Origin of the sequence: Proluteimonas luteida (genome assembly GCF_021191695.1) — a bacterium.
Classification (GTDB): Bacteria; Pseudomonadota; Gammaproteobacteria; order Xanthomonadales; family Xanthomonadaceae; genus Luteimonas; species Luteimonas luteida.
The window spans coordinates 133,878-158,237 of the sequence record NZ_JAIWPT010000002.1; the positions used below are offsets into that span (position 1 = coordinate 133,878).

Annotated in this window: 21 protein-coding genes and 1 other RNA gene; 19 read left to right on the forward strand and 3 right to left on the reverse strand. The window is 70.2% G+C overall.

From position 1 onward, the window contains the following. The first annotated feature begins 101 nt into the window (after positions 1-101). The 4 genes from hemW to pepQ all read left to right on the forward strand — a co-directional run bounded on the left by hemW (position 102) and on the right by pepQ (position 5,629). On the forward strand, positions 102-1,280 hold the full coding sequence (hemW, locus tag LDO26_RS02575; protein ID WP_232129508.1) for a radical SAM family heme chaperone HemW: 1,179 nt from the start codon (positions 102-104) through the stop codon (positions 1,278-1,280). Positions 1,281-1,549: 269 nt separating this feature from the next. Next, a complete protein-coding gene (locus tag LDO26_RS02580; protein WP_232129509.1) occupies positions 1,550-3,868 on the forward strand; it encodes a DUF1631 family protein in 2,319 nt (772 codons plus the stop codon). Then, entirely contained in the window at positions 3,865-4,212 is a 348-nt protein-coding gene (locus LDO26_RS02585) for a PilZ domain-containing protein (RefSeq protein WP_232129510.1), read from the forward strand. Before LDO26_RS02580 ends, LDO26_RS02585 begins: the two co-directional genes overlap by 4 nt. A gap of 61 nt (positions 4,213-4,273) precedes the next feature. Then, the gene (gene pepQ, locus LDO26_RS02590) at positions 4,274-5,629 is read left to right on the forward strand and encodes a Xaa-Pro dipeptidase (RefSeq protein WP_232129511.1); all 1,356 of its coding nucleotides are present in this window, start codon (positions 4,274-4,276) and stop codon (positions 5,627-5,629) included. A 71-nt stretch (positions 5,630-5,700) separates the two neighbouring features. On the opposite strand, the gene LDO26_RS02595 is transcribed toward pepQ, so the two are convergent. Together LDO26_RS02595 and LDO26_RS02600 are read right to left on the reverse strand one after the other, a co-directional pair. Continuing rightward, on the reverse strand, positions 5,701-7,062 hold the full coding sequence (locus LDO26_RS02595) for an aminopeptidase P N-terminal domain-containing protein (RefSeq protein ID WP_232129512.1): 1,362 nt from the start codon (positions 7,060-7,062) through the stop codon (positions 5,701-5,703). Between the two features lie 2 nt (positions 7,063-7,064). After that, positions 7,065-7,619 carry a UPF0149 family protein gene (locus LDO26_RS02600; RefSeq protein WP_232129513.1) on the reverse strand — a complete coding sequence of 185 codons (555 nt, stop codon included), beginning with the start codon at positions 7,617-7,619 and terminating at the stop codon, positions 7,065-7,067. Between the two features lie 154 nt (positions 7,620-7,773). Between LDO26_RS02600 and LDO26_RS02605 the strand changes: the two genes are divergently transcribed. The 15 genes from LDO26_RS02605 (at position 7,774) to LDO26_RS02675 (ending at position 22,392) form a co-directional block, all read left to right on the forward strand. Then, a complete protein-coding gene (locus tag LDO26_RS02605; protein ID WP_232129514.1) occupies positions 7,774-9,984 on the forward strand; it encodes a putative bifunctional diguanylate cyclase/phosphodiesterase in 2,211 nt (736 codons plus the stop codon). A 32-nt stretch (positions 9,985-10,016) separates the two neighbouring features. Beyond that, entirely contained in the window at positions 10,017-10,238 is a 222-nt protein-coding gene (locus LDO26_RS02610) for a TIGR02449 family protein (RefSeq protein ID WP_232129515.1), read from the forward strand. After that, a complete protein-coding gene (locus LDO26_RS02615; RefSeq protein ID WP_232129516.1) occupies positions 10,235-10,540 on the forward strand; it encodes a cell division protein ZapA in 306 nt (101 codons plus the stop codon). Before LDO26_RS02610 ends, LDO26_RS02615 begins: the two co-directional genes overlap by 4 nt. Before the next feature lie 113 nt (positions 10,541-10,653). Then, a non-coding RNA gene (ssrS, locus tag LDO26_RS02620) (6S RNA) lies at positions 10,654-10,838 on the forward strand. 93 nt (positions 10,839-10,931) lie between these two features. Further along, the gene (locus tag LDO26_RS02625) at positions 10,932-11,528 is read left to right on the forward strand and encodes a 5-formyltetrahydrofolate cyclo-ligase (RefSeq protein WP_232129517.1); all 597 of its coding nucleotides are present in this window, start codon (positions 10,932-10,934) and stop codon (positions 11,526-11,528) included. Further along, the gene (locus LDO26_RS02630; RefSeq protein WP_232129518.1) at positions 11,525-12,004 is read left to right on the forward strand and encodes an EVE domain-containing protein; all 480 of its coding nucleotides are present in this window, start codon (positions 11,525-11,527) and stop codon (positions 12,002-12,004) included. The genes LDO26_RS02625 and LDO26_RS02630 overlap by 4 nt, the downstream gene beginning before the upstream one ends. Next, a complete protein-coding gene (rpiA, locus tag LDO26_RS02635) occupies positions 12,001-12,648 on the forward strand; it encodes a ribose-5-phosphate isomerase RpiA (RefSeq protein ID WP_232129519.1) in 648 nt (215 codons plus the stop codon). The genes LDO26_RS02630 and rpiA overlap by 4 nt, the downstream gene beginning before the upstream one ends. Positions 12,649-12,862: 214 nt before the next feature. Next, a complete protein-coding gene (locus LDO26_RS02640) occupies positions 12,863-13,429 on the forward strand; it encodes an ECF-type sigma factor (RefSeq protein WP_232129520.1) in 567 nt (188 codons plus the stop codon). Further along, complete coding sequence (locus LDO26_RS02645; RefSeq protein WP_232129521.1) at positions 13,419-16,076, forward strand: protein kinase domain-containing protein; 2,658 nt, start codon at positions 13,419-13,421, stop codon at positions 16,074-16,076. The genes LDO26_RS02640 and LDO26_RS02645 overlap by 11 nt, the downstream gene beginning before the upstream one ends. A gap of 129 nt (positions 16,077-16,205) precedes the next feature. Next, the gene (locus LDO26_RS02650; protein ID WP_232129522.1) at positions 16,206-17,015 is read left to right on the forward strand and encodes a hypothetical protein; all 810 of its coding nucleotides are present in this window, start codon (positions 16,206-16,208) and stop codon (positions 17,013-17,015) included. Positions 17,016-17,258: 243 nt separating this feature from the next. After that, positions 17,259-18,476, forward strand: coding sequence for a hypothetical protein (locus tag LDO26_RS02655; protein WP_232129523.1), 1,218 nt, complete (start codon positions 17,259-17,261; stop codon positions 18,474-18,476). A gap of 120 nt (positions 18,477-18,596) precedes the next feature. After that, on the forward strand, positions 18,597-20,456 hold the full coding sequence (locus LDO26_RS02660) for a hypothetical protein (RefSeq protein ID WP_232129524.1): 1,860 nt from the start codon (positions 18,597-18,599) through the stop codon (positions 20,454-20,456). A 253-nt stretch (positions 20,457-20,709) separates the two neighbouring features. Beyond that, the gene (locus LDO26_RS02665; protein WP_232129525.1) at positions 20,710-21,543 is read left to right on the forward strand and encodes a carboxypeptidase-like regulatory domain-containing protein; all 834 of its coding nucleotides are present in this window, start codon (positions 20,710-20,712) and stop codon (positions 21,541-21,543) included. A 34-nt stretch (positions 21,544-21,577) separates the two neighbouring features. Then, on the forward strand, positions 21,578-21,931 hold the full coding sequence (locus LDO26_RS02670) for a hypothetical protein (RefSeq protein ID WP_232129526.1): 354 nt from the start codon (positions 21,578-21,580) through the stop codon (positions 21,929-21,931). After that, the gene (locus tag LDO26_RS02675; protein ID WP_232129527.1) at positions 21,928-22,392 is read left to right on the forward strand and encodes a hypothetical protein; all 465 of its coding nucleotides are present in this window, start codon (positions 21,928-21,930) and stop codon (positions 22,390-22,392) included. Before LDO26_RS02670 ends, LDO26_RS02675 begins: the two co-directional genes overlap by 4 nt. A gap of 292 nt (positions 22,393-22,684) precedes the next feature. Here the strand turns inward: LDO26_RS02675 and groL are convergent, their stop codons facing one another. Then, on the reverse strand, positions 22,685-24,325 hold the full coding sequence (gene groL / locus LDO26_RS02680; RefSeq protein ID WP_232129528.1) for a chaperonin GroEL: 1,641 nt from the start codon (positions 24,323-24,325) through the stop codon (positions 22,685-22,687). Positions 24,326-24,360 lie beyond the last annotated feature (35 nt).

Here is a 24,360-nt window from a genome sequence, read left to right on the forward strand (position 1 = left end):
GTCGGCCTGCCGCACATCGCTCTCCACTCAAAGACTACCGCCGGATGCAGACACAAGCGGCCCATGGCCGCGACCGTATACCGTCAAGCGCAATCGCGGCCATGGGCCGCTCCTACGAACCTCCGATGCTGATGCCCCCGCCGCTGTCGCTGTACGTGCACCTGCCCTGGTGCGTGCGCAAATGCCCGTACTGCGATTTCAATTCGCACGAGGCACGCGGGACGCCGCCGTTCGAGGCCTACGTCGACGCGCTGGTCGCCGACCTCGAACACGACCTGCCGCTGGTCTGGGGCCGCACCGTGCACAGCGTGTTCTTCGGCGGCGGCACGCCGAGCCTGTTCCCGGCTGCTGCGATCGACCGCTTCCTGCAGGCGGCCTCGGCGCGGCTGCGCTTCGCGCCCGGGCTGGAGGTCACGCTGGAAACCAACCCCGGCACCGCCGAGCACGGCCGCTTCGAGGACTACCTGCGCGCCGGCGTCAACCGCATCAGCTTCGGCATCCAGACCTTCGACGACGCCTGCCTGCGCCGGCTCGGCCGCATCCACGACAGCGCGCAGGCGGTCGCGGCGGTGGCGCTGGCGCGCGAGGCGGGCTTCGACAATTTCAACCTCGACCTGATGTACGCGCTGCCGGGCCAGACCCTGGCGATGGCCGAGGACGATGTCGCGCGCGCGCTCGCACTCGCGCCCACGCACATCTCGCACTACCAGCTGACCCTCGAGCCCAATACGGTGTTCGCCGCACGGCCGCCGGAGGCGTTGCCCGACGAGGACCTGGCCTGGGACATGCAGGAACACTGCCAGGCGCAGCTGGCCGCGGCCGGCTATGCCCAGTACGAGGTCTCGGCCTACGCGCGGCCGGGACGCCAGTGCGCGCACAACCTCAACTACTGGCGCTTCGGCGACTACCTGGGCATCGGCGCCGGCGCCCACGGCAAGATCAGCCTCGGCAGCGAGCAGACCCTGCTGCGTCGCTGGAAGCACAGGCATCCGACGGCGTGGCTGGCCGCGGCGGGTACGCCCGGCGCGATCGGCGGCGACGACCGCATCGCCCCGGAACGGCGGCCGTTCGAGTTCATGCTCAATGCGCTGCGGCTGGTCGAGGGCTTCAGGCTGGCCGATTTCGAGGCGCGCACCGGGCTTGCGCGGGCCGCCATCGCCGGGCCGCTGGCGACCGCGGTCGCCAACGGCTGGCTGCAGGTCGATGCCGGCCGCGTCGTGCCGACCGCACTCGGGCAGCGCTTCACCAACGACGTCGTGGCCCTGTTCCTCACCGACTGAACGGCGGGAATGGCAAGTATCCTCCGGCAAAGTCGGGGGTTGCTTGTCGAAATCGGTGGCTTGCTGCGACCGCCGGCGATCGTTCCGGCAACCGGTTTCCCGTCGGCGCCGGAACGGGGCGGCGGCGCACACGCCTGCTGCATCGCAGCAACCGGCGGCCGGTTCTCCCGGTCGCATCCGTTGTTCGGGGAACCACGTCACGGAATTGCTGGCCGCCGCCCGCGCTGCGTGCTAACAATCTGAACCGGTCTTCAGAGTCAGCCGCCACCATGCCCGCCTCGTCCATCGCGCGCGACGCCCCGCCTCCCCGGTCGCTTGCAAGCGCCGGGCTGCCGCCGCGCGTGCGCCGCAGCCTGGACGACGCGCTGGCGCTGGTGTCTTCGGCGCTGGAACCGCTGCTGGCGACGATGGTCACCGAGTTCGAGCAGGAACTGTTCCGGCTTGCCGACCAGGCCCGCAACCCCGGCCTGGAGTCGGGCTACATGCATGCGCTGCGCGCCTTCCGGCTCAACCGCGCCGACCTGCTGCCGCATTTCCTACTGGCCATGGAGGCCGCGCTGGCAGGACTGCGCACGCCCCCGGCCAGCGCGCACCCGCCCGGCATCGCCGAGTCCGGGCTGGGCGGATTCGGGGCGCTGCGCCTGGTCGAGGACGCGGTCATGGACGAGTCCACGGTGCTGCGCGAGATCGCCAGCCGCCAGGAAGGCCGCGCCAGCCTGTCGCTGCACCTGCTGGGGCAGCGCTTCGGCGTGCTGGCGGCTTCGCCGGCCTTCGATGCCGAGCACATCCCGCTCGGTCCGCAGTGCCTGTGCCGCGCGATCCAGACCTCGGCGACGGCGCTGGACATCGAGCACGACGCGCGCCTGCTGCTGTACCGCATCTTCGACCGCGTGGTGATGTCGGGCTACGCGACGATCCTGGAACAGCTCGACGCGGCGCTGGCGCAGAGCGGCGTGCTGCCCGCGCTGACCTATGTACCGATGCGCACGCGGGCGACACCGGTCGACAATGGCGCGGCGCCCGTGGCGGCAGGCGGCGATGCCGGCACCGCGGCGCGGCCGCAGGCCGCGGCGACCGCCGCGCGGACCCGCGCCCAGGCACACAGCGACGCGCCGCATCGTCCGTTCACCGCATGGGGCGACGCGTCCGAAGCGCCGGCACCCGGCGACGGCGAAGACCACGAATCCGCCTATCGCCGGCTGCAGCAGCTGATGTCGGGCCGGCGCGAGCTGCTGCGCAAGCTCCGGCCGCAGGAAGGCCGGCTCGGGCCGCCGCCGCAGCAACTGCCCACACGCGACGTTACCGACGCCCTGCACCGGCTGCAGGCGCAGCCCGGCAGCATGGCCGCACGCAGCCTGGCGGAGATCAAGCAGTCGCTGCTGGCGCAGGCGCGCCAGCGCAGTGGCGAGGCGGCGACGCTGGCGCCGCAGGACGAGGACGCGTTCGAGCTGCTGTCGCTGCTGTACGGGCATCTCGAGGAGGAGATCCGCAGCGAGGCGCCGTCGGCGACATTGATCCGCGAACTGCAGATCCCGATGCTGCGGGTCGCGCTGCAGGACCATTCGTTCTTCACCCGGCAGCGGCATCCGGCCCGCGAGCTGCTCAACACCGTGGCCGAAAGCGCCGCGCGCTGGCTCGAGGAGCCCGGCATCGACCCGCGGCTGCTGGCCGCGCTGCGCGACGCGGTCGCGCATGTCCGCCAGAACTACCTCGACGACATCCAGGTCTTCACCGACGGCAACACCCAGTTGCAGACGCAGCTGCAGGCCCAGGCCCGCACCGCCGAGCTGCAGGAGCGGCGCCATGTCGAGGCCGCGCGCGGCAAGGAGAAGCTGGCCAGCGCCAAGCTGCGCGCCGCCGAGGCGATGCAGGCGCTGATCGGCGAGCAGCGCCTGCCGCGCTTCTCGCGGGCGCTGCTGGACCAGGCCTGGGCCGACGTGCTGACCCTGACCCTGCTGCGCCACGGCGAGGCGTCCCGGGCCTGGCAGCAGCAACTGGCCGTGACCCGGCAGATCGTCGACGCCGCGATCCACGACGAGGCCCCGCGGGACCCCGACCTGCAGAGCCAGGTCGAGACCTCGCTGGGCCAGGTCGGCTACCACGGCGAAGAGGCCGGGGTGATCGCCCAGCGCCTGACCCAGCCGCATTCGGCCGACGACGATGCCGCGTCGCGCACCGAGCTGGCGATGAAACTCAAGGCGCGCACCCGCCTCGGCGAGGACGCCGATGCCGCGCGCCGTCCGCGGCTGCCGCCGCGCACCCCCGAGGAACAGGCGCACTACGACAATCTGCGCACGCTGCCGTTCGGCACCTGGATCGAGTTCAGCATCAACCAGCAGGGCGACGTGGTGCGCCGGCGCATGTCGTGGTTCAGTCCGATCACCGACAACGTGCTGTTCGTCAATCAGCGTGGCCAGCGCATCGGCGAACAGTCGCTCGACGCCGTGGCGCGCCTGCTGGCCTCCGGCAGCGCGCGCATCGTCACCGCCGACCGCGGCCATATCGTCGACCGTGCCTGGCAGGCGGCGATCAGCGCCTTGCGCAGTTTCGCCGGGCGCGGCGACCGTCCGATGGAGCAGCGCGCATGATCCAGGAGTTCCGCCGCGCCCGCCGCCGCAAGGCTTCGGACCTCATCCAGGTGACCGACGTCATGGCCGAGCGCATCGTCGGCCGCATCGGCAACCTGTCGGAGACCGGCATGCTGCTGATCGCCACCGAGCCGCTGGTCGAGGACGCGCTGTACCAGCTCGCCTTCGTGCTGCCCGACGCCGCGGGCACGACCCCGGTCGAGGTCGGCGCGCACCTGCTGTGGCGCGACGACGCGGCGCTGTCGGGCAGCGTCTGGGCCGGGTTCCGCTTCATCGCGACCACGCCGGCGCTGACCGCGCAGCTGCACGGCTGGGTCAGCGCGCCCGGCGGCCATTACGAATAGGCGTCGGCAGCGCGGCCGGGCTTGCGGCAAAATGCAGGATCCCCGCTTCTCCTGGATCGCGATGTCCCCGTCTTCCGCCACCCCGTCGCCCGCCCATCTCTATGCCGACCACCTGGCAGTGCTGGCCGAGCGCTCGCAGACCGCGCTGGCGCGTGCCGGCCTGGACCATCTGGTCGTCCCCAGCGGCACCCTGCACTACCAGGTGTTCGACGACCGCGACTATCCCTACGCGGTCAACCCGCAGTTCAAGCACTGGCTGCCGCTGACCCGCAATCCCGGCAGCTGGCTGGTGTTCACACCGGGGCAGCGGCCGAAGCTGATCTACCTGCAGCCGCGCGACTACTGGCACGTCGTGCCCGAGGCGCCGTCCGGCTACTGGGTCGAGCACTTCGACATCGTGGTGATCCGCAGGCCCGAGGAGGCGCAGCAGCACCTGCCGAAGAACGCCGCGCGCTGCGCGATCCTCGGCGAGCCGCAGAGCGCGCTCGGCAAGTACGGCGCCTACCTGCCCAACAACCCGCAGGCGGTGCTCGACTATCTCGACTACCACCGCGCCTACAAGACGCCCTACGAAATCGCGATGCTGCGCGAGGCCTCGCGCCGCGGGGTGCGCGCGCACCGCGCTGCCGAGCGCGCATTCCGCGCCGGCGCCAGCGAGTTCGGCATCCACCTGGCCTATTGCCAGGCGGCCGGCCAGGACGCGACCGAGCTGCCGTACCACAACATCGTCGCGCTCGATACGCATGCCGCGGTACTGCACTACACCGAGTTCGACCGCCTGCCGCCGGATCCGGTGCACAGCTTCCTGCTCGATGCCGGCGCCAGCCACGGCGGCTACGCATCCGACATCACCCGCACCCACGCCCACGACACCGCCAGCGAGTTCCAGGCGTTGATCGACGCGGTCGACCGGGCCCAGCAGGCGATGTGCGCGCAGGTCCGCGCCGGGTTCGACTACCGCCAGTTGCACCTCGACGCGCACCTGGCGCTGGCCGGCGTGCTGCGCGACTTCGGCGTGATCAAGGTCGCGCCGGAGACGGCGCTGGAGACCGGCGTCAGTGCCGCGTTCTTCCCGCACGGCATCGGCCACGGCATCGGCCTGCAGGTGCACGACGTCGCCGGCTTCGCCGCGTCCGACCATGGCGGCACGATCGACAAACCCGAGGGACACCCGTACCTGCGCCTGACCCGGACCCTGGAACCGGGCATGGTGGTGACCATCGAGCCGGGTGTGTACTTCGTCGACATGCTGCTCGAGGACCTGCGCGACGCCGGCCACGGCGACAGCGTCGACTGGGACCGGGTCGCGGCGTTCCGCCCCTACGGCGGCATCCGCATCGAGGACAACGTGGTCTGCACCGTCGACGCGCCGGTCAACCTGACGCGCGAGGCGTTCGCCGGACTCGACGCCGGCTGACCGCGTCACGCGCGCACCGCTGCGGGGCGTTGCGCGCCATTTCCCCGGCTGCGCCGTGAAGCGCGTCCCCGCTACGCCGGGGACGAGCGCGTGCGCCCCGGCGCGCCGCCCGCGTCCGCCATCAGCGCCTCGATCTCGTCGGCGGTGCGCGCCAGCGCACCGGTCAGCACCTCGTGGCCGGCCTTCGTCACCAGCACGTCGTCCTCGGTGCGGATGCCGATGCCGCGCCACTTCGGGTCGACGCCGGTGTCGTCGGGCGACACGTACAAGCCGGGTTCGATGGTGTAGACCATGCCCGGCTCGAGCAGCCGCGACTCGCCTTCGATGCGGTAGTCGCCGACGTCGTGCACGTCCAGCCCGATCCAGTGCCCGGTCTTGTGCGGATAGAAGCGCTTGTAGCTGCCGTCGGCGATGTGCTTCTCCAGCCGGCCCCTGAGCAGGCCCAGCCGCAGCAGGCCTTCGGTCAGCGCCTCGACCGCGGCATTGTGTCCGGCCTCGTAGGGCACGCCCGGCCGCGCCTGCGCCAGCGCGGCCTGGTAGGCGCTCTCGACCACCGCGTGCAGGGCCCGCTGCGGCGCGCTGAAACGCCCGTTGGCGGGAAACGTGCGGGTGATGTCGGCGGCATAGCCGCGGTACTCGGCGCCTGCGTCGATCAGCACCAGGTCGCCGTCGCGCGCCTGTCCGCTGTTGGCCCGGTAATGCAGCACGCAGGCGTTGGCGCCGGCACCGACGATGCTCTCGTAGGCGGGCTCGGCATCGTGCCGGCGGAACACGTGCTCGAGCGTGGCCTGCAGTTCGTACTCGCGCACGCCCGGGCGCGCGGCGCGCATCGCCGCCGCATGCGCCTCGACGCTGATCCTCGCCGCGCGGCGCATCAGCTTCAGCTCGCCTGCGTCCTTGAACAGGCGCATCTCGTCGAGCAGGTGGCCCAGTTCCAGGAACTCGTGCGGCGGCGACGCGCCCAGCCGCACCTGGGCACGGACCCGGTTGAGCCAGCCGATCAGCTTGAGGTCGAACTCGGTGTCGCGGCCGAAGTGGTAGTAGACCCGGGTGCGGCCTTCGAGCAGGCCCGGCAGGATCTCGTCGAGATCGTCGATCGGATAGGCGTCGTCCATGCCGTGGGCCTCGACAGCGCCCTCGGGCCCGGCGCGCGGCCCGTCCCAGGCTTCGCGTTCGCGGTCGCGCTCGCGGCAGAACAGCAGGCTCTCGCCATGCTTGCGCCCGGGCACCAGCACCAGCACCGCCTCGGGCTCGTCGAAGCCGGTCAGGTACCACAGGTCCGAATCCTGCCGGTAGGGATAGTGCGTGTCGCGGCTGCGGATGCGCTCGGGCGCCGCCGGCAGGATCAGGATCGCATCGCCGCCGGCCATGCGCATCAGCTGGCGGCGGCGCTTTTGGTAGCTGGCGGCCGCGATGCCGGTACTGCGCGACATGCTCAGTTCAACCGTGCGCGGTGGCGCGCCCCCAGCGCGACGTCGCCGTGCAGCAGCAGGGCGGCGACCCGCACGAACTCCTCGATCTCGGCCAGCGCATCCTCCTCGCCCTCGTCGCCGGCGGCATCGTCCTCGGGCATCGCCGCGGCCAGCTTGGCCAGGTCGGCCAGCGCCTCCCCGCCTTCCTCGGACAGCCGCGGGCTGGCGCCGGCAGCCAGCCCGAACGCACCGAGGAATCCCCTGCACCAGTCGAACAGCGCGCCGCTGCGGACCGCGAGCGGTTCGTCGTCGTCGGGCAGCAGCAGCGCGAAACCGAAACCGCGGTCGTCGAGCTGTTCGGCCGTGGCCGTGCGCAGCCGGTCGAGCACGCTGCCCGGGTCCGGGGCCGGCAACGCGTCGTCGGCGAGCACCGGGGCCAGCCAGCCGGCCGTGTCGGCGCCGCCACCGGCCAGCCAGCCGCACAAGCCGCCATGGAGCTCGCTCGCGCCCACGCCCAGCTGCAACTGCCGGCACTGGGTCTGGACTTCGGAGAAACCGGGCAGGTCGGGGTCGGACACGGAGGCTCGCGGGGTCTGGGGAAGGCGCGCAGTGTAGCAACCGCCCCCGTCGCCCCGGCGTCGACACGCGCGCGTTGCGTCGCCCGCCGCTTGTTGCCGCCGAGTCGCGACGCCTACACTCGATGCCGCCCGCCGAGGCCTGGAGCAACGCCGCGTGATCGACCCGAGCCAACTGCATGTCCCCGGCGCCCTGCTGCTGCTCGGCCTGGTGCTGGTGCTGGGCACCGTGGCGATCCGCCGGCGCAGCAGCGAACAGCGCTACATCGCCGAGATCCATGACCGCAAGGAACGCCTGAAACTGGCCCTGTGGGCCACCGGTGAACGCTACTGGGACTACGACCTCGACAGCGGCCAGCTGCGCAGGCTGGTGTCCGACGGCCAGCAGCCGGATGCCGGCGGCTGGGTCGAGGACAGCTCGATGCAGGCGACGGACCTGGTGCATCCCGACGACCAGTCCGCCGCCCACGACGCCCTGCAGCACTACCTGGCCGGCGAGAGCAGCCGCTACCAGGTGCAGATCCGCGTCGCCGACGGCAGTGGCGGCTGGCTGTGGGTCCGCGTGCGCGGCCGTGCGATCGAGCACCACGCCGACGGCCGCGTCCGCCGCATCGGCGGCACGGCGCTGAACATCACCGACACCCGCGCCGCCGAGCGCGAGCGCCAGATCGCCGCCGAGGTGATGCGCAGCATGGGCGAGGCGGTCTCGGTGCTGGACGAGGACTTCAACTTCATCTCGGTCAATCCCGCCTTCCTGCGCATGACCGGCTATACCGAGGCCGAGGTCGTCGGCCGCAACAGCAGCATCCTCGATAGCGACCAGCACGACGCCGCGTTCTACGCCCACCTGCGCGAGCAGGCCACGCGCCACGGCCACTGGAGCGGCGAGATCTGGCAGCGGCGCAAGGACGGCGAGGAGTTCCTGTGCGCGATCGAGTCGCGCACCGTCCGCGACGCCGACCGCAACGGCACGCTGCTGCACATCACCGTGCTCAACGACATCACCCAGCAGAAGCGCGCCGAGCAGGAACTGCGCTACCTCGCCAACTTCGACACCCTGACCAGCCTGCCCAACCGCTCGCTGCTGTCCGAGCGCCTGTCGCGCGCGATCATCCGCGCCCACCGCGAGGACCGGCGCATCGCGGTGCTGTTCCTCGATCTCGACCGCTTCAAGGACATCAACGATTCGCTCGGCCACGCCGCCGGCGACCGCATCCTGCGTGCCGCGGCGGTGCGCCTGCAGCAGACCGTGGGCATGCACCACACCGTCGCGCGCCTGGGCGGCGACGAGTTCACCGTGATCATCGAGGACCTGGAAAGCCCGGCGGCGGCCGACCACATCGCGCGCGAGATCATCACCGCGTTCGAGGCGCCGCTACTGCTCGAGGACCGGCGCGAGATCGCGATCTCGCCGTCGATCGGCATCAGCCTCTATCCCGACCATGCGCTGGTGCCGACCGAGCTGCTGAAGCAGGCCGACACCGCGATGTACCAGGCCAAGGCCGCCGGGCGGCGCACCTTCATGCGCTACAACGACGACATGGACGTGGCCGTCCGTCAGCGCGCGATGGTCTCGGGCGCGCTGCGCAAGGTACTCGACCGCGGCGAGCTGCGGCTGGTGTTCCAGCCGCGGATGGCGCTGTCGCCGCCGCGCATCACCGGCGTCGAGGCGCTGCTGCGCTGGTCGAGCCCGGAACACGGCGAGATCCCGCCCAGCGACTTCATTCCCATCGCCGAGGAAAGCGGGCTGATCCTGGAGATCGGCGAATGGGTGCTGCGCGAGGCCTGCCTGGTCCTGCGGCGCTGGCGCCAGCACGGCCTCGACGACCTGACCGTCTCGGTCAACGTCTCGGTCCTGCAGCTGCTGCGCGGCGACTTCCCCGGCGTCGTCGCCCGCATCCTCGACGACGTCGGCATTCCGCCGCGCCTGCTGGAGCTGGAACTGACCGAAAGCGTGCTGATGGCCAATGCCGAACAGGCCGCGGCCAAGCTGCAGGCCTTCCGCGCGCTCGGCGTCGCCCTGGCGATCGACGATTTCGGCACCGGCTACTCGTCGCTGGCCTACCTCAAGCGCCTGCCCTTCACCACGATCAAGGTCGACAAGGCCTTCGTCGACGGCCTGCCGGACGACCCCGAGGACGCGGCGATCGCCAGCACGGTGATCGCGATGGCGCGCTCGCTGGGGCTCAAGGTCGTGGCCGAGGGCGTGGAGACCCCGGCGCAGATGCAGTTCCTGGCCGAGCGCGACTGCGACGAGATCCAGGGATTCTGGATCTCGCCCCCGCTCGACGCCCTGCAGTGCCTGGCCTTCGTCCGCAACTGGCGGCCGGACGCGGTGCGGGAGGAGCCCCCCGTGCCGGTGCCTTGACCGGCACCCACGGCCTGCCTATCGTGCGGAACATGGACCAGCCGGAAGTCATCGCCCAGCTACGAAGGCTCACGGCCCGCATCGACGCGCTGATCGAGCGCGTACAGCAGCTCAGCGACGAGAACCGCAGCCTGCGCCAGCAGCAGGAGCACATCGTCGGCGAGCGCTCGCAGCTGCTGGCCAAGAACGAACAGGCGCGCTCGCGCGTCGAGGCGATGATCGCGCGGCTCAAGTCGCTGGAGCAGCACACATGAGCCGCAGCGACAACGAAGCGGTCAGTGTCCGCGTGCTGGATCGCGAATACACCGTCGGCGTCTCCGCCGGGGAACGCGAGAGCCTGACGGCGGCCGCGCAGCTGCTCGACACGCAGATGCGCGAGATCCGCGGCGCCAACCGCATGGCCGCGGTCGACCGCATCGCCGTGCTGGCGGCATTGAACCTCGCCCACGAACTGCAGCTGCTGCGCGACGAGCGCACGCGCGGCGACCGGGAAATCGGCGACACGCTGTCGGAGCTGCATCGCCGCCTCGATGCACTGATCGACACACCGCGCTGACCCGCCACGCCGGGCGTCGCCGACGCAGCGACGCGGCGACGCAACTGAATCCTCGACATCCCCGACCGACGAACGGCCTTGGCGGCCGCGGCGATCCGGCTATACTTCGCCTGCGTCCTCTGCCGTGTTCGACGGCGTGCAAAACATTCGCCTTGTCCCTTAACAACGACACCGGGGATGCAAGGAAACCGGGAGTGCATATCCGCCCTCGAGCGGAAAGCCCGATGGAATCCGAGCATTCCCACTTGAACCCCGGGTTCAAGGTCGTTTCGCGCGCATCGGCAACGGCGGAGGACGTATTCCAGATTCCGTGGCGCCGGCGCGCCTTCGTGGTGCGCCGGCCCGCGCTTCCCCATGCCGCGTCGTCGGCACTTCCGACGACGGATCCGGCATGACCGACCGCAACGCACTCCGCCGCCGCCTGCGCGACCAGCGCCGCGCGACGCCCGCGCCCCTGCGCATCGCCGCCGCCGACGGCCTGGCCACGCAACTGCTTGCGCTGCCGACGCTGCCTGCCGGCGGCTACGTCGCCGGCTACTGGGCCAGCGACGGCGAGATCGGCCTGCACGCCTTCCAGCTGCGCCTGCCGCCCGGCCTGGTCTACTGCCTGCCGGTGCTGCACGGCGACGTCCTGCGCTTCGCACCGTGGCGCGCCGGCGATCCGCTGGTCACCAACCGCTACGGCATTCCCGAGCCCGACATCGAACCGGCATCGGCGCTCGATGCGCGCGCGATGGCGCTGGTCGTGGTCCCGCTGGTCGGCTTCGACACGCACGGCCAGCGGCTGGGCATGGGCGGCGGCTGGTACGATCGCAGCTTCGCGTTCCGCCAGACCGCGCAGCCGCCGCCGCTGCTGGTCGGCGCCGCGTTCGCAAGCCAGCAGGTCGCAGCGCTCGACGTCGCCCCGTGGGACGTCGCGCTGGATGCCATCTGCACCGAATCCGACACTTTTCTCGTGACCTCGCCCCCGATGAGCGCACCACGATGACCGCACGCAAGCGCTACTGGCTGATGAAGTCCGAGCCGGACGACTTCTCGATCGACGACCTGGCCCGCGTCGGCACCGAACCCTGGACCGGGGTGCGCAACTACCAGGCGCGCAACTTCATGCGCGACGGCATGCGCGTCGGCGACGGCGTGCTGTTCTACCACTCCAACGCGGACGTGCCCGGCATCTACGGCATCGCCGAGGTCGCCAGCACCGCGTACCCGGACCCGACCCAGTTCAAGAAGTCGTCGAAGTACTTCGACGAGAAGGCCACGCAGCAGGCGCCGCGCTGGTTCCTGGTCGATGTCGGCTTCGTGCGCAAGCTGGTCGCGCCGATCCCGCTGTCGGAGATCCGCGAACACGCCGCGCAGCTGGGCGAGGAGTTCGCGCTGATCCGCAAGGGTGCGCGGCTGTCGGTGCTGCCGGTCACCGCCGCGCAGTGGAAACTGCTGTTGTCCCTGGAGAAGAAACCATGAGCGAGGCCAAGCGGCTGGCGGGCGAGAAGGCGATCGACTACGTCGAGGACGGCATGATCGTCGGCGTCGGCACGGGCTCCACCGTGGCCTACTTCATCGATGCGCTGGCGACGATCCGCCACCGCATCGGCGGCGCGGTGTCCAGTTCGGAGCAGAGCAGCGAGCGCCTGCGCGCGCACGGCATCGACGTGCTCGACCTCAACGCCTCCGGCCCGCTGCCGCTGTACGTCGACGGCGCCGACGAATGCGATCCGCACAAGCGCCTGATCAAGGGCGGCGGCGCCGCGCTGACCCGCGAGAAGATCATCGCCGAGGCCAGCGAGCGCTTCGTCTGCATCATCGACCCGGCCAAGCAGGTACCGGTGCTGGGCGCGTTCCCGCTGCCGGTCGAGGTGATCCCGATGGCGCGCAGCCTGGTCACCCGCGAGATCCTCGCCACCACCGGCGGCCAGCCGGTCTGGCGCGAAGGCGTGAAGACCGACAACGGCAACTGGGTGCTCGACATCCACGGCCTGTCGATCACCGATCCGGTGGCGCTGGAAGCGCGGATCAACCAGATCCCCGGCGTGGTCAGCGTCGGCCTGTTCGCGCGCCGCCCGGCCGACGTGGTCATCGTCGGTACGCCTGTGCCAACGGTGCTGTAGCCGGCGCCGCCCGGTCCAAGGCCATCCGCCGCCCGCCCGTCGGGCTGCGGGCGCGTCCCCGCGATGGCGCGAACGGGGCCGCGCAGCCGCCCTCCGCCGCCCGACCCCGGGCCGGCCCGCTCCGTGGGATACTCCGGCACGATCCGCCCGTCTCGGGCGAAGGGCACCAGGTGGGCAACCGCGCCCGCGACGGGAAGATCGAGGGGAAGCCGGTTTGACCGACAAGGACATCACCCGACTGCTTGCCCAGGCGCCGGATGGGCCGGGCCGGTATTCTGCCGTGTTCGAGGCGCTGTATCCGGAACTGGTGCGGCTGGCGAACTCGCGGATGCGCGGCAACGAGGCGACCATCACCCCGACCGCGCTGGTCCACGAGCTGTACCTGCGCATCAGCCAGGGCACCCCGCTGTCGCTGCGCGACCGCAACCACTTCTTCGCCGCCTCGGCCCAGGCGATGCGCTGGATCCTGGTCGAGCATGCCCGCGCCCGCGGCACCGCCAAGCGCGGCGGCGGCCAGGTCATGGTCCAGCTCGACGACCAGTTGCCCGCGTCCGGGCCGGCGCTGACCGATGTGCTGGCACTGGACGCGGGACTGGACGCGCTGGAGGCGATCAGTCCGCAGCGGCGCCGGGTCGTGGAACTGCGCTGCCTGGCGGGACTGGAGTTCTCGGAGATCGCCGCGCTGCTGGAGGTGTCCGAACGCACCGTCTACCGGGAGTGGGAACGCGCCCGCGCGTTCCTGCAGGCGATGCTCGACGAGGACGCCGGCGGTGGATGCTGAGCAGCTGGCGCAGTGGCAGGCGGCCGACGCCCTGTTCGACGCCTGGCTGGACCTGGCGGAGGACGCGCGCCCGGACTGGCTGGCCCAGACCCCCATCGAGGAGCCGGTCCGGCGCCGGCTGCTGCGGCTGATCGCCGCGCACCTGGACACGAAAACCCCGGCCGACCCGCCGCAGGGCGCCCTGGCCGGACGGCAACTGGGCGACTGGACCCTGGAAGCCGAAATCGGTCGCGGCGGCATGGCGATCGTCTATCGCGCGCGCCGCGCGCAGGGCATGGCCAGCCAGAAGGCGGCACTGAAGATCCTGACCCTGGGCGCGCTCGGCAACGCGGGCCGCGAACGCTTCCGGCGCGAGGCCGGCATCCTGGCCCGGCTGAACCACCCCAACATCACCGCACTCGTCGACTCCGGCGTTGCCGACGACGGCACCTGCTGGCTGGCGATGCCGCTGGTCGAGGGCGAGCGCATCGACTGCTGGTGCGAGAACCAGGCCCTCGACGCCCGTGCCACGGTCCGGCTGTACCTGCAGGTGTGCACGGCGGTGGCCTACGCCCACCGCAACCTGGTGGTCCATCGCGACCTCAAGCCGTCCAACGTGCTGATCGAACCGGGCGGCCATGTCCGACTGCTCGACTTCGGCATCGGCCAGTTCACCGACGCCACCGACGAGCGCACCCGGACCATGTGGCGCGCGCTCACCCCCGGTTACGCCGCGCCCGAACAACTGCGCGGCGATCCGCCCAGCACCGCCATCGATGTGTACGGGCTGGGCGCGCTGCTGCACCGGCTGCTCACCGGCCGCACCCCGCGGACCGGCGACGGCAGCGAGACCACCCGCCCCTCGCTGCTGGTGCGCCAGGCCGACGACGCCTACCACCACAACTACGTCCCGCTGAAGAGCGACCTCGACCGGGTCCTGCTCAAGGCCCTGGCCGAGGCGCCCGAACAACGCTACGCCTCGGCCGAGGCGCTGGCCCTGGACCTGCAGCGCTGGCTCGATGGCCGGCCGGTGCTGGCGCAGAAGCCGAAGCTGGGCTATCGGGTGCGCAAGTTCGTGGTCCGCAACAAGGTGGGCGTGGCCGCGGCCGTGCTGCTGGTCGCCAGCCTGGCCGGCGGCATCGGCGCGACGCTGTGGCAGGCCGGCGAAGCGCGGCAGCAGGCGGAGCTGGCCGAGCGGCAGGCCGGACTGGCCCGGCAGGAGACGGAGAAGGCGCGGATGCGGGCGCAACGCGCGGAGGAGGTGCGCGATTTCCTCGGAAGCATGTTCATCACCGTCCGCGCCGAGGATGGAGGCAGCGCCCGCGTCACCGACCTGATCGACGCCGCCGCCGAAGGCGCACGCGGAAACTACATGACGGCCATGCAGCCGGAGCCGCTGACCGCCGCCGACATCCTGCTGCTGACCGGTACGGTGCGCTACAACCTGGGCGACCACGACCGTTCCCTCGCCGACCTGGAAGACGCGCTCGCCCTGTTGACGCCCTACCGCGACCGCGCCGCCGGTGAACTGTCCCGTGCCCACTGGGAGCTCTCACGGCATGCGCAGCTCCGGGGAAAGCTCGACGAAATGCTGGCCCATGCCCGCGAGGCGGTCGAGCTCAACGCGCTCTGGGACGCACCGACGAACGAGCGCGTGCGTGCGCAGATCTCGCTGGGCGAGGCGCTGCTGTACTCCGACCGGGAGGAAGCGGCCGACGTCTTCCGCTCGCTGATCGCCGAAATCGAAGCCGGCGAACTCAAGGACTCGGTCCGCCACATCAATGCGCTCAACGGCCTTTCGATCGCGCTCTCGGGGCCTGAGCACGACCCGCGCCTGCGCCTGCCGATCCAGGAGGAGCGCCTGCGGATCGCACAGCTGATCTACCCCGCCGACGGCGGCGGGCTGGCCCATACGCTGAGCGACGTCACCCATACCTTCCGCGCCCTGGGAATGCTCGAGCGTGCGGAAGAACTGGCGCGGGAGGCGGTGGCGGTCGCGGACCGCACGCTGCAGAACCCGCTCATGTTCCGGGGCATGACCCGCTGCAACCTCGGGCTGGTCCTGCTGCAGCAAGGCCGCCACAGCGAAGCCCTGGAAGTCTTCCAGCTGGCCGACGAGCTGCTGCGCGAATCCGGCGACAGCCGGCTCTCGCGAGAGCGCTGCTCGACCGGCCTGGCCTATGCCGCCGCGGCCAACGGGCGCCATGCCCTGGCCATCGACGCGCTTGCCCGCAGCGTTGAACTGCTGGCGGCCAACGGCAGGCAGACGCATCCCGATGCGGTCAATGTCTGCGGGTTGCAGGCATCGGTGGAACTGCGGCGCGGCGGCAGCGACGCGGCGCGTGGAATCCTGGATGCCTGCGCCGCCAGCGACGAAGCCGACGCATCTCCACCCTACCTGCTGGCGCGCGCGGAATGGCTGATGGCGAACGGTGGCCAGGTGGCGGCGGGCCCGCTGCTGGAACAACTGCGCAACAGCCACCCGGCGGCGCACAACCAGCGCGATTGGATGCGGCCCTGGATGCTGTCCGCGTTGCATGCGCACCAGACAGGCCAGCCGGACAGCATCGCCGCGCTGCAATCCGGGCTCGGGGTCCACGCCGCGACCGAACCGCTTTCCCGCTGCCTGGCCACGCCCAGCGAAGGGCACTGCCTGGCCCTGCCGTAGGACGGTCCCGGTCCGTCCCCGGCCCTGGCCATTGCAGGGCGCCCCTGTCAGTTCCCGCCCCCTGTTCTCGTGGATGCGTTGACCCGGCGCCCGTGGACGGCCCGGCCCATCCCTGGAGGTAGGAATCCGATGCGCGCACCCATCCCGTACCGCCCGGTCGCACGCGCGGCCGGCCTGACGGCCCTGATCGCCACGCTCGCCGCATGCGGCGAGCGCATGCCCGCAGGCATGGCGCCGCAGCCGCAGCTGGCCGAATCGTTCGAGCAGACCTATCGGCAACTCTCCGGGCCGGAGACGGCCGCAATGGATGCGTCCTGCGACACCGCCCCGGCGCTGGCGCACGCACTGGACGGCTGGAGCCAGGCGGTGGACGCGGCCGGTCTGCAGGCGCGTTTCAGTGCGGAAATGACCGAGGCGCGGCATCGCGCGACAGCGATCCGCAGCCGCTGTCCGGATACCGCCACCGCAACAGCCACCGCCGGCAGCCGCGCCGCCAGCGAACGGACGCGCACGCCCGCAGCCGATCCGCGCCCGGCCATCACCACCGACATGCTCGACGCCTACGCCCGCGGGCTGGACGAGGAGATCGCGCTGATGCACGCCAGCGGCAGCCATTTCGTATCGCTGTCGAAGTACGACGCGCAGGGCCTGCAGGTCGCGGCGAAGGCCGGCCTGCCGCTGCCCGAATACCGCGGGCTCCGACAGGCCATGCACAAGGTGCTCTACGAACTGATGATGCACGCGCGCTACGCCGGCCCCGACGGACAGGCGCGGCTGGCGGGACTGGAGCCGCACAAGCGCGAGCATGCCGAGGAGGTGCTGGCACGCGACCCGTATGCCTCGCTGTCCGCGGCCGAGCGCAAGCGGGTACAGGCACGGCTTGCCCCGCTGCAAGCGCAGTACGACGGCTACATGCGCCTGGCGGCCATCGCCGACTGAAGCCTGCGCCCGGCCACCCGCCCGCCTTCACCCCCGCCCGGCCCACCACGACGAAAGCAGCGGGGCCGATGCGCTGGCCGGCGGCGCCCCGCACGGCGTCCCGCGAGGTGCGTCGTGTGCCATCAGCCGGCAAACGCACCGGCACCTGTCAGTTGCCGGTGCCCGATTGCGTGGATGGGGAGTCCGGATGCACCGGACCCGGCCGGGTCGCCGTTTCGGCCCGCTCCAACTGTCGGCATCGCCATGAATATTCCTACTTCCGTTCTTCCATCGGCGCTGGCGCTCGCCTTGGCGGCCGCGCTGCCGGCCGCCGCGCACGCGCAGTCCACGCAGGCCGAACTCCAGGTCGACGTCGCAACCCATGCCATGCCCGGCATGCCGGGCACCGGTGCGCTTGGCCGCATGGCTGGCGCCATGGCCGGCAGCCATGCCAGCTACGGCATGGCCCGCCATCCGGGAATGCCCGGCCAGTACCTGGACATCGCCCTGCACAACCAGCGCCAGCCGGGCACGCCGGCGCGACAGGCGATCCCGCAGGGGCTGCGCCTGGGCGACCATCTCGACCTGCTGCCGCCAGCGGCCCGCGACACCCGCGATGGCGGCAGCGCCGGCGGAAGCATCGGCCAGGACCTCGCCGATGGCGGGAGATACCGGGTGCTCTACTACTGGGGCTGCGGTGAAAGCGCCGGTCCCGGCCAGCCGGTCGAGTACTCGATGACGATCCGCAACGGCAAACCGGTCGAGGGCGGACGCGCGATGGCGCCGCGCCAGCTTGCCGGGCGCAGCATCACGCCCGGCCCGGAGTTCGCGTTGTGGCCGAACCCGTCCAGCCGCAAGGCGGTACGGGACGGTGCATCGCTGGTCGGCACGCACCACGTGACCGGCAACGGGGTGCCCGAATCGATGCGCTTCGAACTCGAGCGCAACCACGATTTCATGCCGCCGCTGGCGGTGAACGCCGAGGGCAGCGCGCAGGATGGCCTCAGCCTGCGCTGGGACGCCGTCACCGGCGCCCGCGGCTATTTCATCCACGGCACCGTCGCCAGTGGCGAGACCATCGTGATGTGGAGCAGTGCCGAGGACGGCTATGCCGGACCGGAACTGATCGACTACCTGACCGGCGATGAGATCGCGCGGTGGACCGGCAGCCGCACCCTGATGGGCGCCGATGCCCGCAGCTGCCAGGTGCCGCGCGAGGTGCTCGCCGGCACCGGTGGCGGCACGCCACTGCTGCAGATGATCGCCTATGGCGACGAGAACAGCATCACCCAGCCACGCCCGGCCGATGCCCCGCGCGACTGGCGCCCGGCCTGGAACATACGCCTGCGCAACAAGTCCACCGCGATGGTGATGCTCGGCGCCGATGGCACGCCTGTCGACGCGGGCGCGCAGCAGCCGGACACCAGGGAAGCGATCAAGGACCGTGCCCGCGGCCTGATGCGCGGAATCCTCGGCCGCTGAAACCGGCCCCTCACCGACACCCGATCCGATCATCGCCGGCGCGCCGACGCGAATCCGTCTGCGCGCCCGGTCCTGTCCCCCCCGCAAGTGAATGCCGTACATACAACACGGAGAAACACCATGCAGCACCCCGCCATTCCACACACCCTCAAGCTTGTCCCGCTCGCGCTTGCGCTCGGACTGGCCATCGCCGCCCCAGCCAAGGCCGACCCAGCCGGCCCGGGATGTTGGACCTTCAACTCGGACACCCAAAAGTGGGAGCAGAACACCGGCAACTCCACCAACCGCACCGAAGGCAACGAACACGGTGACAGGAACACCACCTGCGCCACCGACGCCAACGCCTACGGCGAAGGCAATAACGCCAGCGGCGAGCACAGCAGCGCTTTCGGGGTCAAGAACATCGCTCGCGGTCGCGACAGCACCGCGGTCGGCAGCAACAACATTGCCAGTGGTATCAGCAGTACTGCCATCGGTGACCGAAACGAGGCGCAGGACACAAGGGCTTCGGCTATCGGTATCGGCAACAAAGCGTTCAGTGTGAACAGCTCGGCGATCGGCTCCTACAACAACGCGACTGGCAGCCAGAGCAACGCCTTGGGCTCTAGCAACGTAGCCGATGGCCCGAGCGCCAACGCATTCGGCACCGCCAACTACGCCACCGCACAGAATGCCAGCGCATTTGGCAGTGGAAACCGGGCAACCGGCTACCAAAGCGCCGCCTTGGGCTTCGGCAACGGGGCTTCCGGCATCTCCGCATCCGCGGTGGGCTTCAACAACGAGGCTTCCGGCGCGCTGAGCAGCGCATTTGGCTATGCGAGCAAGGCCACAGGCCAAAATTCGACCGCCATCGGCTACAAAAACACCGCCAGCGGCGGTGGAAGCAACGCCTTCGGCATATCCAACAAATCAATCGGGGACGGTTCAAGCGCGTTCGGCCGGGAGAACGTTGCCGAAGGCGAGCGCAGCAGCGCTTTCGGCTTCCTCAACACCGCAAGCGGCACGCGCAGCACTGCGCTGGGCTACGCGTCGGCGGCCGCCGGCCACCAGAGCCTGGCGATCGGCGTGGGCGCCAAGGCCACCGGCTACGAGGCCATCGCCATCGGCCGCGGCGTCTCGGTACTAGCCGAGGGCGCGACCGGCGCCACATCCACCGCCGGCATTGCGATCGGCAACAACGCATTGGTGGCGGCCGAGGCCACCAACTCGATCGCGATCGGCGCCCACTCGGTCGCTAGCGAGGCCAACACCTTCTCGGTGGGCAACGCGGACAGCCTGCGCCGCATCGTCCACGTCGCCGACGCCACGGCCGGCACCGACGCGGTCAACCTGCGCCAGCTGCAGGCGGCACTGGACGGCGTCGAGGGCGGCGGCGGGGTCAGCGAGGCACGCGTGCGGGAAATCGCCGATGCCGGCGATGCCACCACCCTGACCGCAGCCAACGACTACACCGATGCCCGGATCGCCGAGATCGACGCGGTTACCGAGGTCCAGGTCCGCGAGATCACCGATGCCGGCAACGCGGCCACCCTCGCCGAAGCCAACCAGCACACCGACACGCGCGAGATCGCGATACGCGGCGACATGGAGGCGGGCGACACGGCCACACTGTCGGCGGCCAACACCTACACCGACACTGCGATCCAGGCGCTGACCGGCTTCGATGTCGGCGGCATCAACGACAGGCTGACGGGGCTCGAGGATCGTTTCGCCGACGTCGACCGCCGTCTGCATCACCAGGACCGCCGCATCGACCGCATGGGCGCGATGAGCTCGGCAATGCTGAACATGGCGATCAACGCCGCGGGCACCCAGAGTCCGCGCGGTCGCATTGCGGTGGGTGCCGGCTTCCAGGGCGGCGAGCGCGGGTTGTCGATCGGCTATGGCAAGCGGATCGGGCGCACCGCCTCGTTCTCGCTGGGCGGCGCCTTCAGTAGCGGCGAGCGATCGGCCGGCGTCGGTTTCGGCGTGGACCTGTGAGCCGGACGCGGAAACAGGCGGCCGATCTCGCGTCGCCACACCGGTAGCCCATCACGAATGCCCCCGCAGCACTGCGGGGGCGTTCATATCGAATGCCTGCACCGCCGTTGGCAAACGAGCGAAGCCGCGACCAACCCGCGATCGCATCGACGTCTGTCAGTTGCCGCCACCGGTTCTCGTGGATAGAGGGCCCGGACGTGCCGGGACCGGCCGGGTCGCCGCTTCGACCTCCTCGACCTGATGACGCGACCATGTGCATTCGATCCTTCCTCCTTCATCCAGCGCCGCCTGCCGCCGCGCATGCGCGGTCGATTCGGGCCGGACGCCAACCATGAGCAACGTGAACGAATCGACGTTCTTCCTGGCGGCGCTGCTGATATCCGGACTGACCGCATGCGGGATGTCCGACGGCAACAGCGAGGCGCAGGTACAGAGTGGCTACGCGACGGGGAAAGTGACCGATACCCAGGGCAGGCCCATCGCCGGGGCGAAGATCCTGCTGGACAACAGCGTCTTCTACGCCTCCTACATCGACGGCACGACGCGCGACGACGGCAGCTACCGGATCAAGGTGCAGCCCGGCGCATGGAAGGCGGATGCCTCCTTCAGGAAGACATACAACGGCAGGACCTACGTCCTGGAACTGGATCCGGACAACGACGATTCCTTCAACGAGGACGGCGTTGTCCGCGACTTCACCTGGAAGCTGGAAGGGCGCACGCCCGGCAACGAGTACGGCTATTACGGCGGATTCATCCAGCTCAGCCAGGCCATCGGTTTCTACGAGGACATGGAAGCCATCGAACTGACCCTGACGCCACATGGCCCGTTGATCGACGGATCACCGGGGAAAACGCTCCGGCTTCGCGTGGGCGACCACTACTGGGTGGATCGCTACCAGGTCGAGGACGTCCCGATCGGGCGCTACATGGTGACCGCGACGCTGCAAGGCGACGACGGTCCCCGCCCGCTGAAGATCCAGGACTGGCATGCGAAAGGCGATTTCGAGCAGGAATTCCAGCTCGATTTCCTGCCCAAGTCCGACAGCGTCCTCAGGATCTCGGCTTCCATCGTCATCGGCGAATGACATTCCACGCAAACACGCTCCGGAGAGCACATCCATGAAACTTCACACCATTGCCCTTGCCGTCGCCCTGGCCACCGCGGGGCTGGCGCTGTCCGCGTGTACCGTCAGCGACCTCGACGCCGCCCGCGTGGACTGCGGCACCCCCGGTCCGCACGGCGTTGACTGCCAAGTCCAGCGCACCGGCGGCAGCGGCAGCTTCGAGGCCTGCTGGGACCTCGTCATCGCCTGCCAGAACGGTGGCGAGATGACCGGCTCGACCTGCCACGGGATGGCCGCCGGCGAGACCGCAGGGAGCGAGAACATGCCCGTCGCTGGCTTCTCGAACCAGGACACCTGCGACGTCCCCGCCTCGGGCAAGGTCGAGCGCCTGAAGATCACTTCCAGATGATGCGCCCCGGCATCCGGGCCGCAACGAAGCACCCGTGGCTGGCGGTGCTTGGCGCCGCGTCCCTGGTCCTCGCCGCATCCGGCTGCGAAGCGCCGGCGCATGCTGCCGTGGTGAAGTGCTCGGGGTCGGTCGTCGTCGCCGACATCGACGACGACGTGAAAAAGGACTGCACCCTCGCCATCGCGAAATTCGATCGGCAGACCTCCGCCAGCATCAGGATCGACACCGGGCGACGCCTGGCGTTCGTGAAAGGGCACTTCACCGTGCAGCAGGGCACGGTGAGGATCTCCCTCCATGGCAGCACCGGCACCGCGGCGGAAGTCGTTGTCCGCCCCGGCAGCCCGGGCGACGTCGAAGCCCTGCTGCGCCTGAACCGACGCAACAACGGCTTCCACCTCCGCTTCGATCCGGACGTCGAGGCCGTCGGCCTCGACGGCACGCTGTCATACGAGGCTCGCTGAGCCGCGCGCTGCATCGGCTGCATCGGAATCCCCGGATGGAACCACGGCATCACGACGGGCTGGAAACACACGGCCCGGTCAGCCTGGAGCCTCCAACAGAATGTCATCCCGAGCGCAGCGAGGGATCTGCTTCCGAGCGTCATGTGCAGGCAAGCGGCGAGATCCCTCGCTACGCCCGGGATGACAGGATTCATTCCGTTGAATGCGCTTGGGCATTACCCAAAAGAAAACCCCGCCTCGCGGCAGGGTTTTCTGTGGAGCCTTGTTGCAGTGACGCAGTGATGGGACGGGATCAGAAATCCATGCCGCCCATGCCGCCCATGCCACCGCCCGGCGGCATCGCCGGCTCGTCCTTCTTCGGCAGCTCGGCGACCATCGCCTCGGTCGTGATCATCAGGCCGGCGATCGAGGCCGCGTTCTGCAGCGCCGAACGGGTGACCTTGGTCGGGTCCAGGATGCCGAACTCGATCATGTCGCCGTACTCGCCGGTCGCGGCGTTGTAGCCGAAGTTGCCCTTGCCGTCCTTGACCGCGTTGAGCACGACGCTCGGCTCTTCACCGGCGTTGGTGACGATCTCGCGCAGCGGGGCTTCCATCGCGCGCAGGGCGATCTGGATGCCGTGGGTCTGGTCCTCGTTGGCGCCCTTGAGCTCGCCGATCGACTGCAGCGCGCGCACCAGCGCCACGCCGCCGCCCGGGACCACGCCTTCCTCGACCGCTGCGCGCGTGGCGTGCAGGGCGTCTTCGACGCGGGCCTTCTTTTCCTTCATCTCGATCTCGGTCGACGCACCGACCTTGATCACCGCCACGCCACCGGCCAGCTTGGCCACGCGCTCCTGCAGCTTCTCGCGGTCGTAGTCCGAGGAGGTCTCCTCGATCTGCGCCTTGATCTGCTTGATGCGCGCCTCGATGGCCGAGGTGTCGCCGGCGCCGTCGATGATCGTGGTGTTCTCCTTGGAGACCTGGATCTTCTTGGCGCGGCCGAGGTCGGCGATCGTCGCCTTCTCGAGCTGCAGGCCGACTTCCTCGGAGATCACGGTGCCGCCGGTCAGCACGGCCATGTCCTCGAGCATCGCCTTGCGGCGGTCGCCGAAGCCCGGTGCCTTGACCGCGCAGACCTTGACGATGCCGCGGATGGTGTTGACCACCAGGGTCGCCAGCGCCTCGCCCTCAACTTCCTCGGCGACGATCAGCAGCGGCTTGCCGGCCTTGGCCACGCCCTCGAGGACGGGCAGCAGGTCACGGACGTTGGAGATCTTCTTGTCGTGCAGCAGGATGAACGGGTCGTCCAGCTCGGCCGACATCGACTGCTGGTTGTTGACGAAGTACGGCGACAGGTAGCCGCGGTCGAACTGCATGCCCTCGACGACGTCGAGCTCGTTGTCCAGGCCCGAGCCTTCCTCGACCGTGATCACGCCTTCCTTGCCGACCTTCTTCATCGCGTCGGCGATGATGTTGCCGATCGACTCGTCGGAGTTGGCCGAGATGGTGCCGACCTGGGCGATCGCCTTGTCGTCGGCGGTCGGCTTGGACAGGTTCTTCAGCTCGGCGACGGCGGCCGTGACGGCCTTGTCGATGCCGCGCTTGAGGTCCATCGGGTTCATGCCGGCGGCGACGGCCTTCGAGCCCTCGCGGATGAACGCCTGGGCCAGCACGGTCGCGGTCGTGGTGCCGTCACCGGCGTTGTCGGAGGTCTTGGACGCGACTTCCTTGACCATCTGCGCGCCCATGTTCTCGAACTTGTCGGACAGCTCGATCTCCTTGGCGACGGACACGCCGTCCTTGGTGATCGTCGGCGCGCCGAAGCTCTTCTCGAGCACGACGTTGCGGCCCTTCGGGCCCAGGGTTGCCTTGACGGCATTGGCGAGCACGTTCACGCCGCGCACCATCTTGGAACGCGCGTCTTCGCCGAAGCGGATTTCCTTCGCAGCCATTGCGGATTACCTCAGAAGTGGAAAGTGGATGTGGA

Excerpts from the sequence above, each read along its gene's own strand:
- hemW (WP_232129508.1), top strand. The coding sequence starts at position 102 with ATGGGCCGCTCCTACGAACCTCCGATGCTGATGCCCCCGCCGCTGTCG.
- LDO26_RS02580 (WP_232129509.1), top strand. The coding sequence starts at position 1,550 with ATGCCCGCCTCGTCCATCGCGCGCGACGCCCCGCCTCCCCGGTCGCTT.
- LDO26_RS02585 (WP_232129510.1), top strand. The coding sequence starts at position 3,865 with ATGATCCAGGAGTTCCGCCGCGCCCGCCGCCGCAAGGCTTCGGACCTC.
- pepQ (WP_232129511.1), top strand. The coding sequence starts at position 4,274 with ATGTCCCCGTCTTCCGCCACCCCGTCGCCCGCCCATCTCTATGCCGAC.
- LDO26_RS02595 (WP_232129512.1), bottom strand. The coding sequence starts at position 7,062 with ATGTCGCGCAGTACCGGCATCGCGGCCGCCAGCTACCAAAAGCGCCGC.
- LDO26_RS02610 (WP_232129515.1), top strand. The coding sequence starts at position 10,017 with ATGGACCAGCCGGAAGTCATCGCCCAGCTACGAAGGCTCACGGCCCGC.
- LDO26_RS02615 (WP_232129516.1), top strand. The coding sequence starts at position 10,235 with ATGAGCCGCAGCGACAACGAAGCGGTCAGTGTCCGCGTGCTGGATCGC.
- LDO26_RS02625 (WP_232129517.1), top strand. The coding sequence starts at position 10,932 with ATGACCGACCGCAACGCACTCCGCCGCCGCCTGCGCGACCAGCGCCGC.
- LDO26_RS02630 (WP_232129518.1), top strand. The coding sequence starts at position 11,525 with ATGACCGCACGCAAGCGCTACTGGCTGATGAAGTCCGAGCCGGACGAC.
- rpiA (WP_232129519.1), top strand. The coding sequence starts at position 12,001 with ATGAGCGAGGCCAAGCGGCTGGCGGGCGAGAAGGCGATCGACTACGTC.
- LDO26_RS02650 (WP_232129522.1), top strand. The coding sequence starts at position 16,206 with ATGCGCGCACCCATCCCGTACCGCCCGGTCGCACGCGCGGCCGGCCTG.
- LDO26_RS02655 (WP_232129523.1), top strand. The coding sequence starts at position 17,259 with ATGAATATTCCTACTTCCGTTCTTCCATCGGCGCTGGCGCTCGCCTTG.
- LDO26_RS02660 (WP_232129524.1), top strand. The coding sequence starts at position 18,597 with ATGCAGCACCCCGCCATTCCACACACCCTCAAGCTTGTCCCGCTCGCG.
- LDO26_RS02670 (WP_232129526.1), top strand. The coding sequence starts at position 21,578 with ATGAAACTTCACACCATTGCCCTTGCCGTCGCCCTGGCCACCGCGGGG.
- LDO26_RS02675 (WP_232129527.1), top strand. The coding sequence starts at position 21,928 with ATGATGCGCCCCGGCATCCGGGCCGCAACGAAGCACCCGTGGCTGGCG.
- groL (WP_232129528.1), bottom strand. The coding sequence starts at position 24,325 with ATGGCTGCGAAGGAAATCCGCTTCGGCGAAGACGCGCGTTCCAAGATG.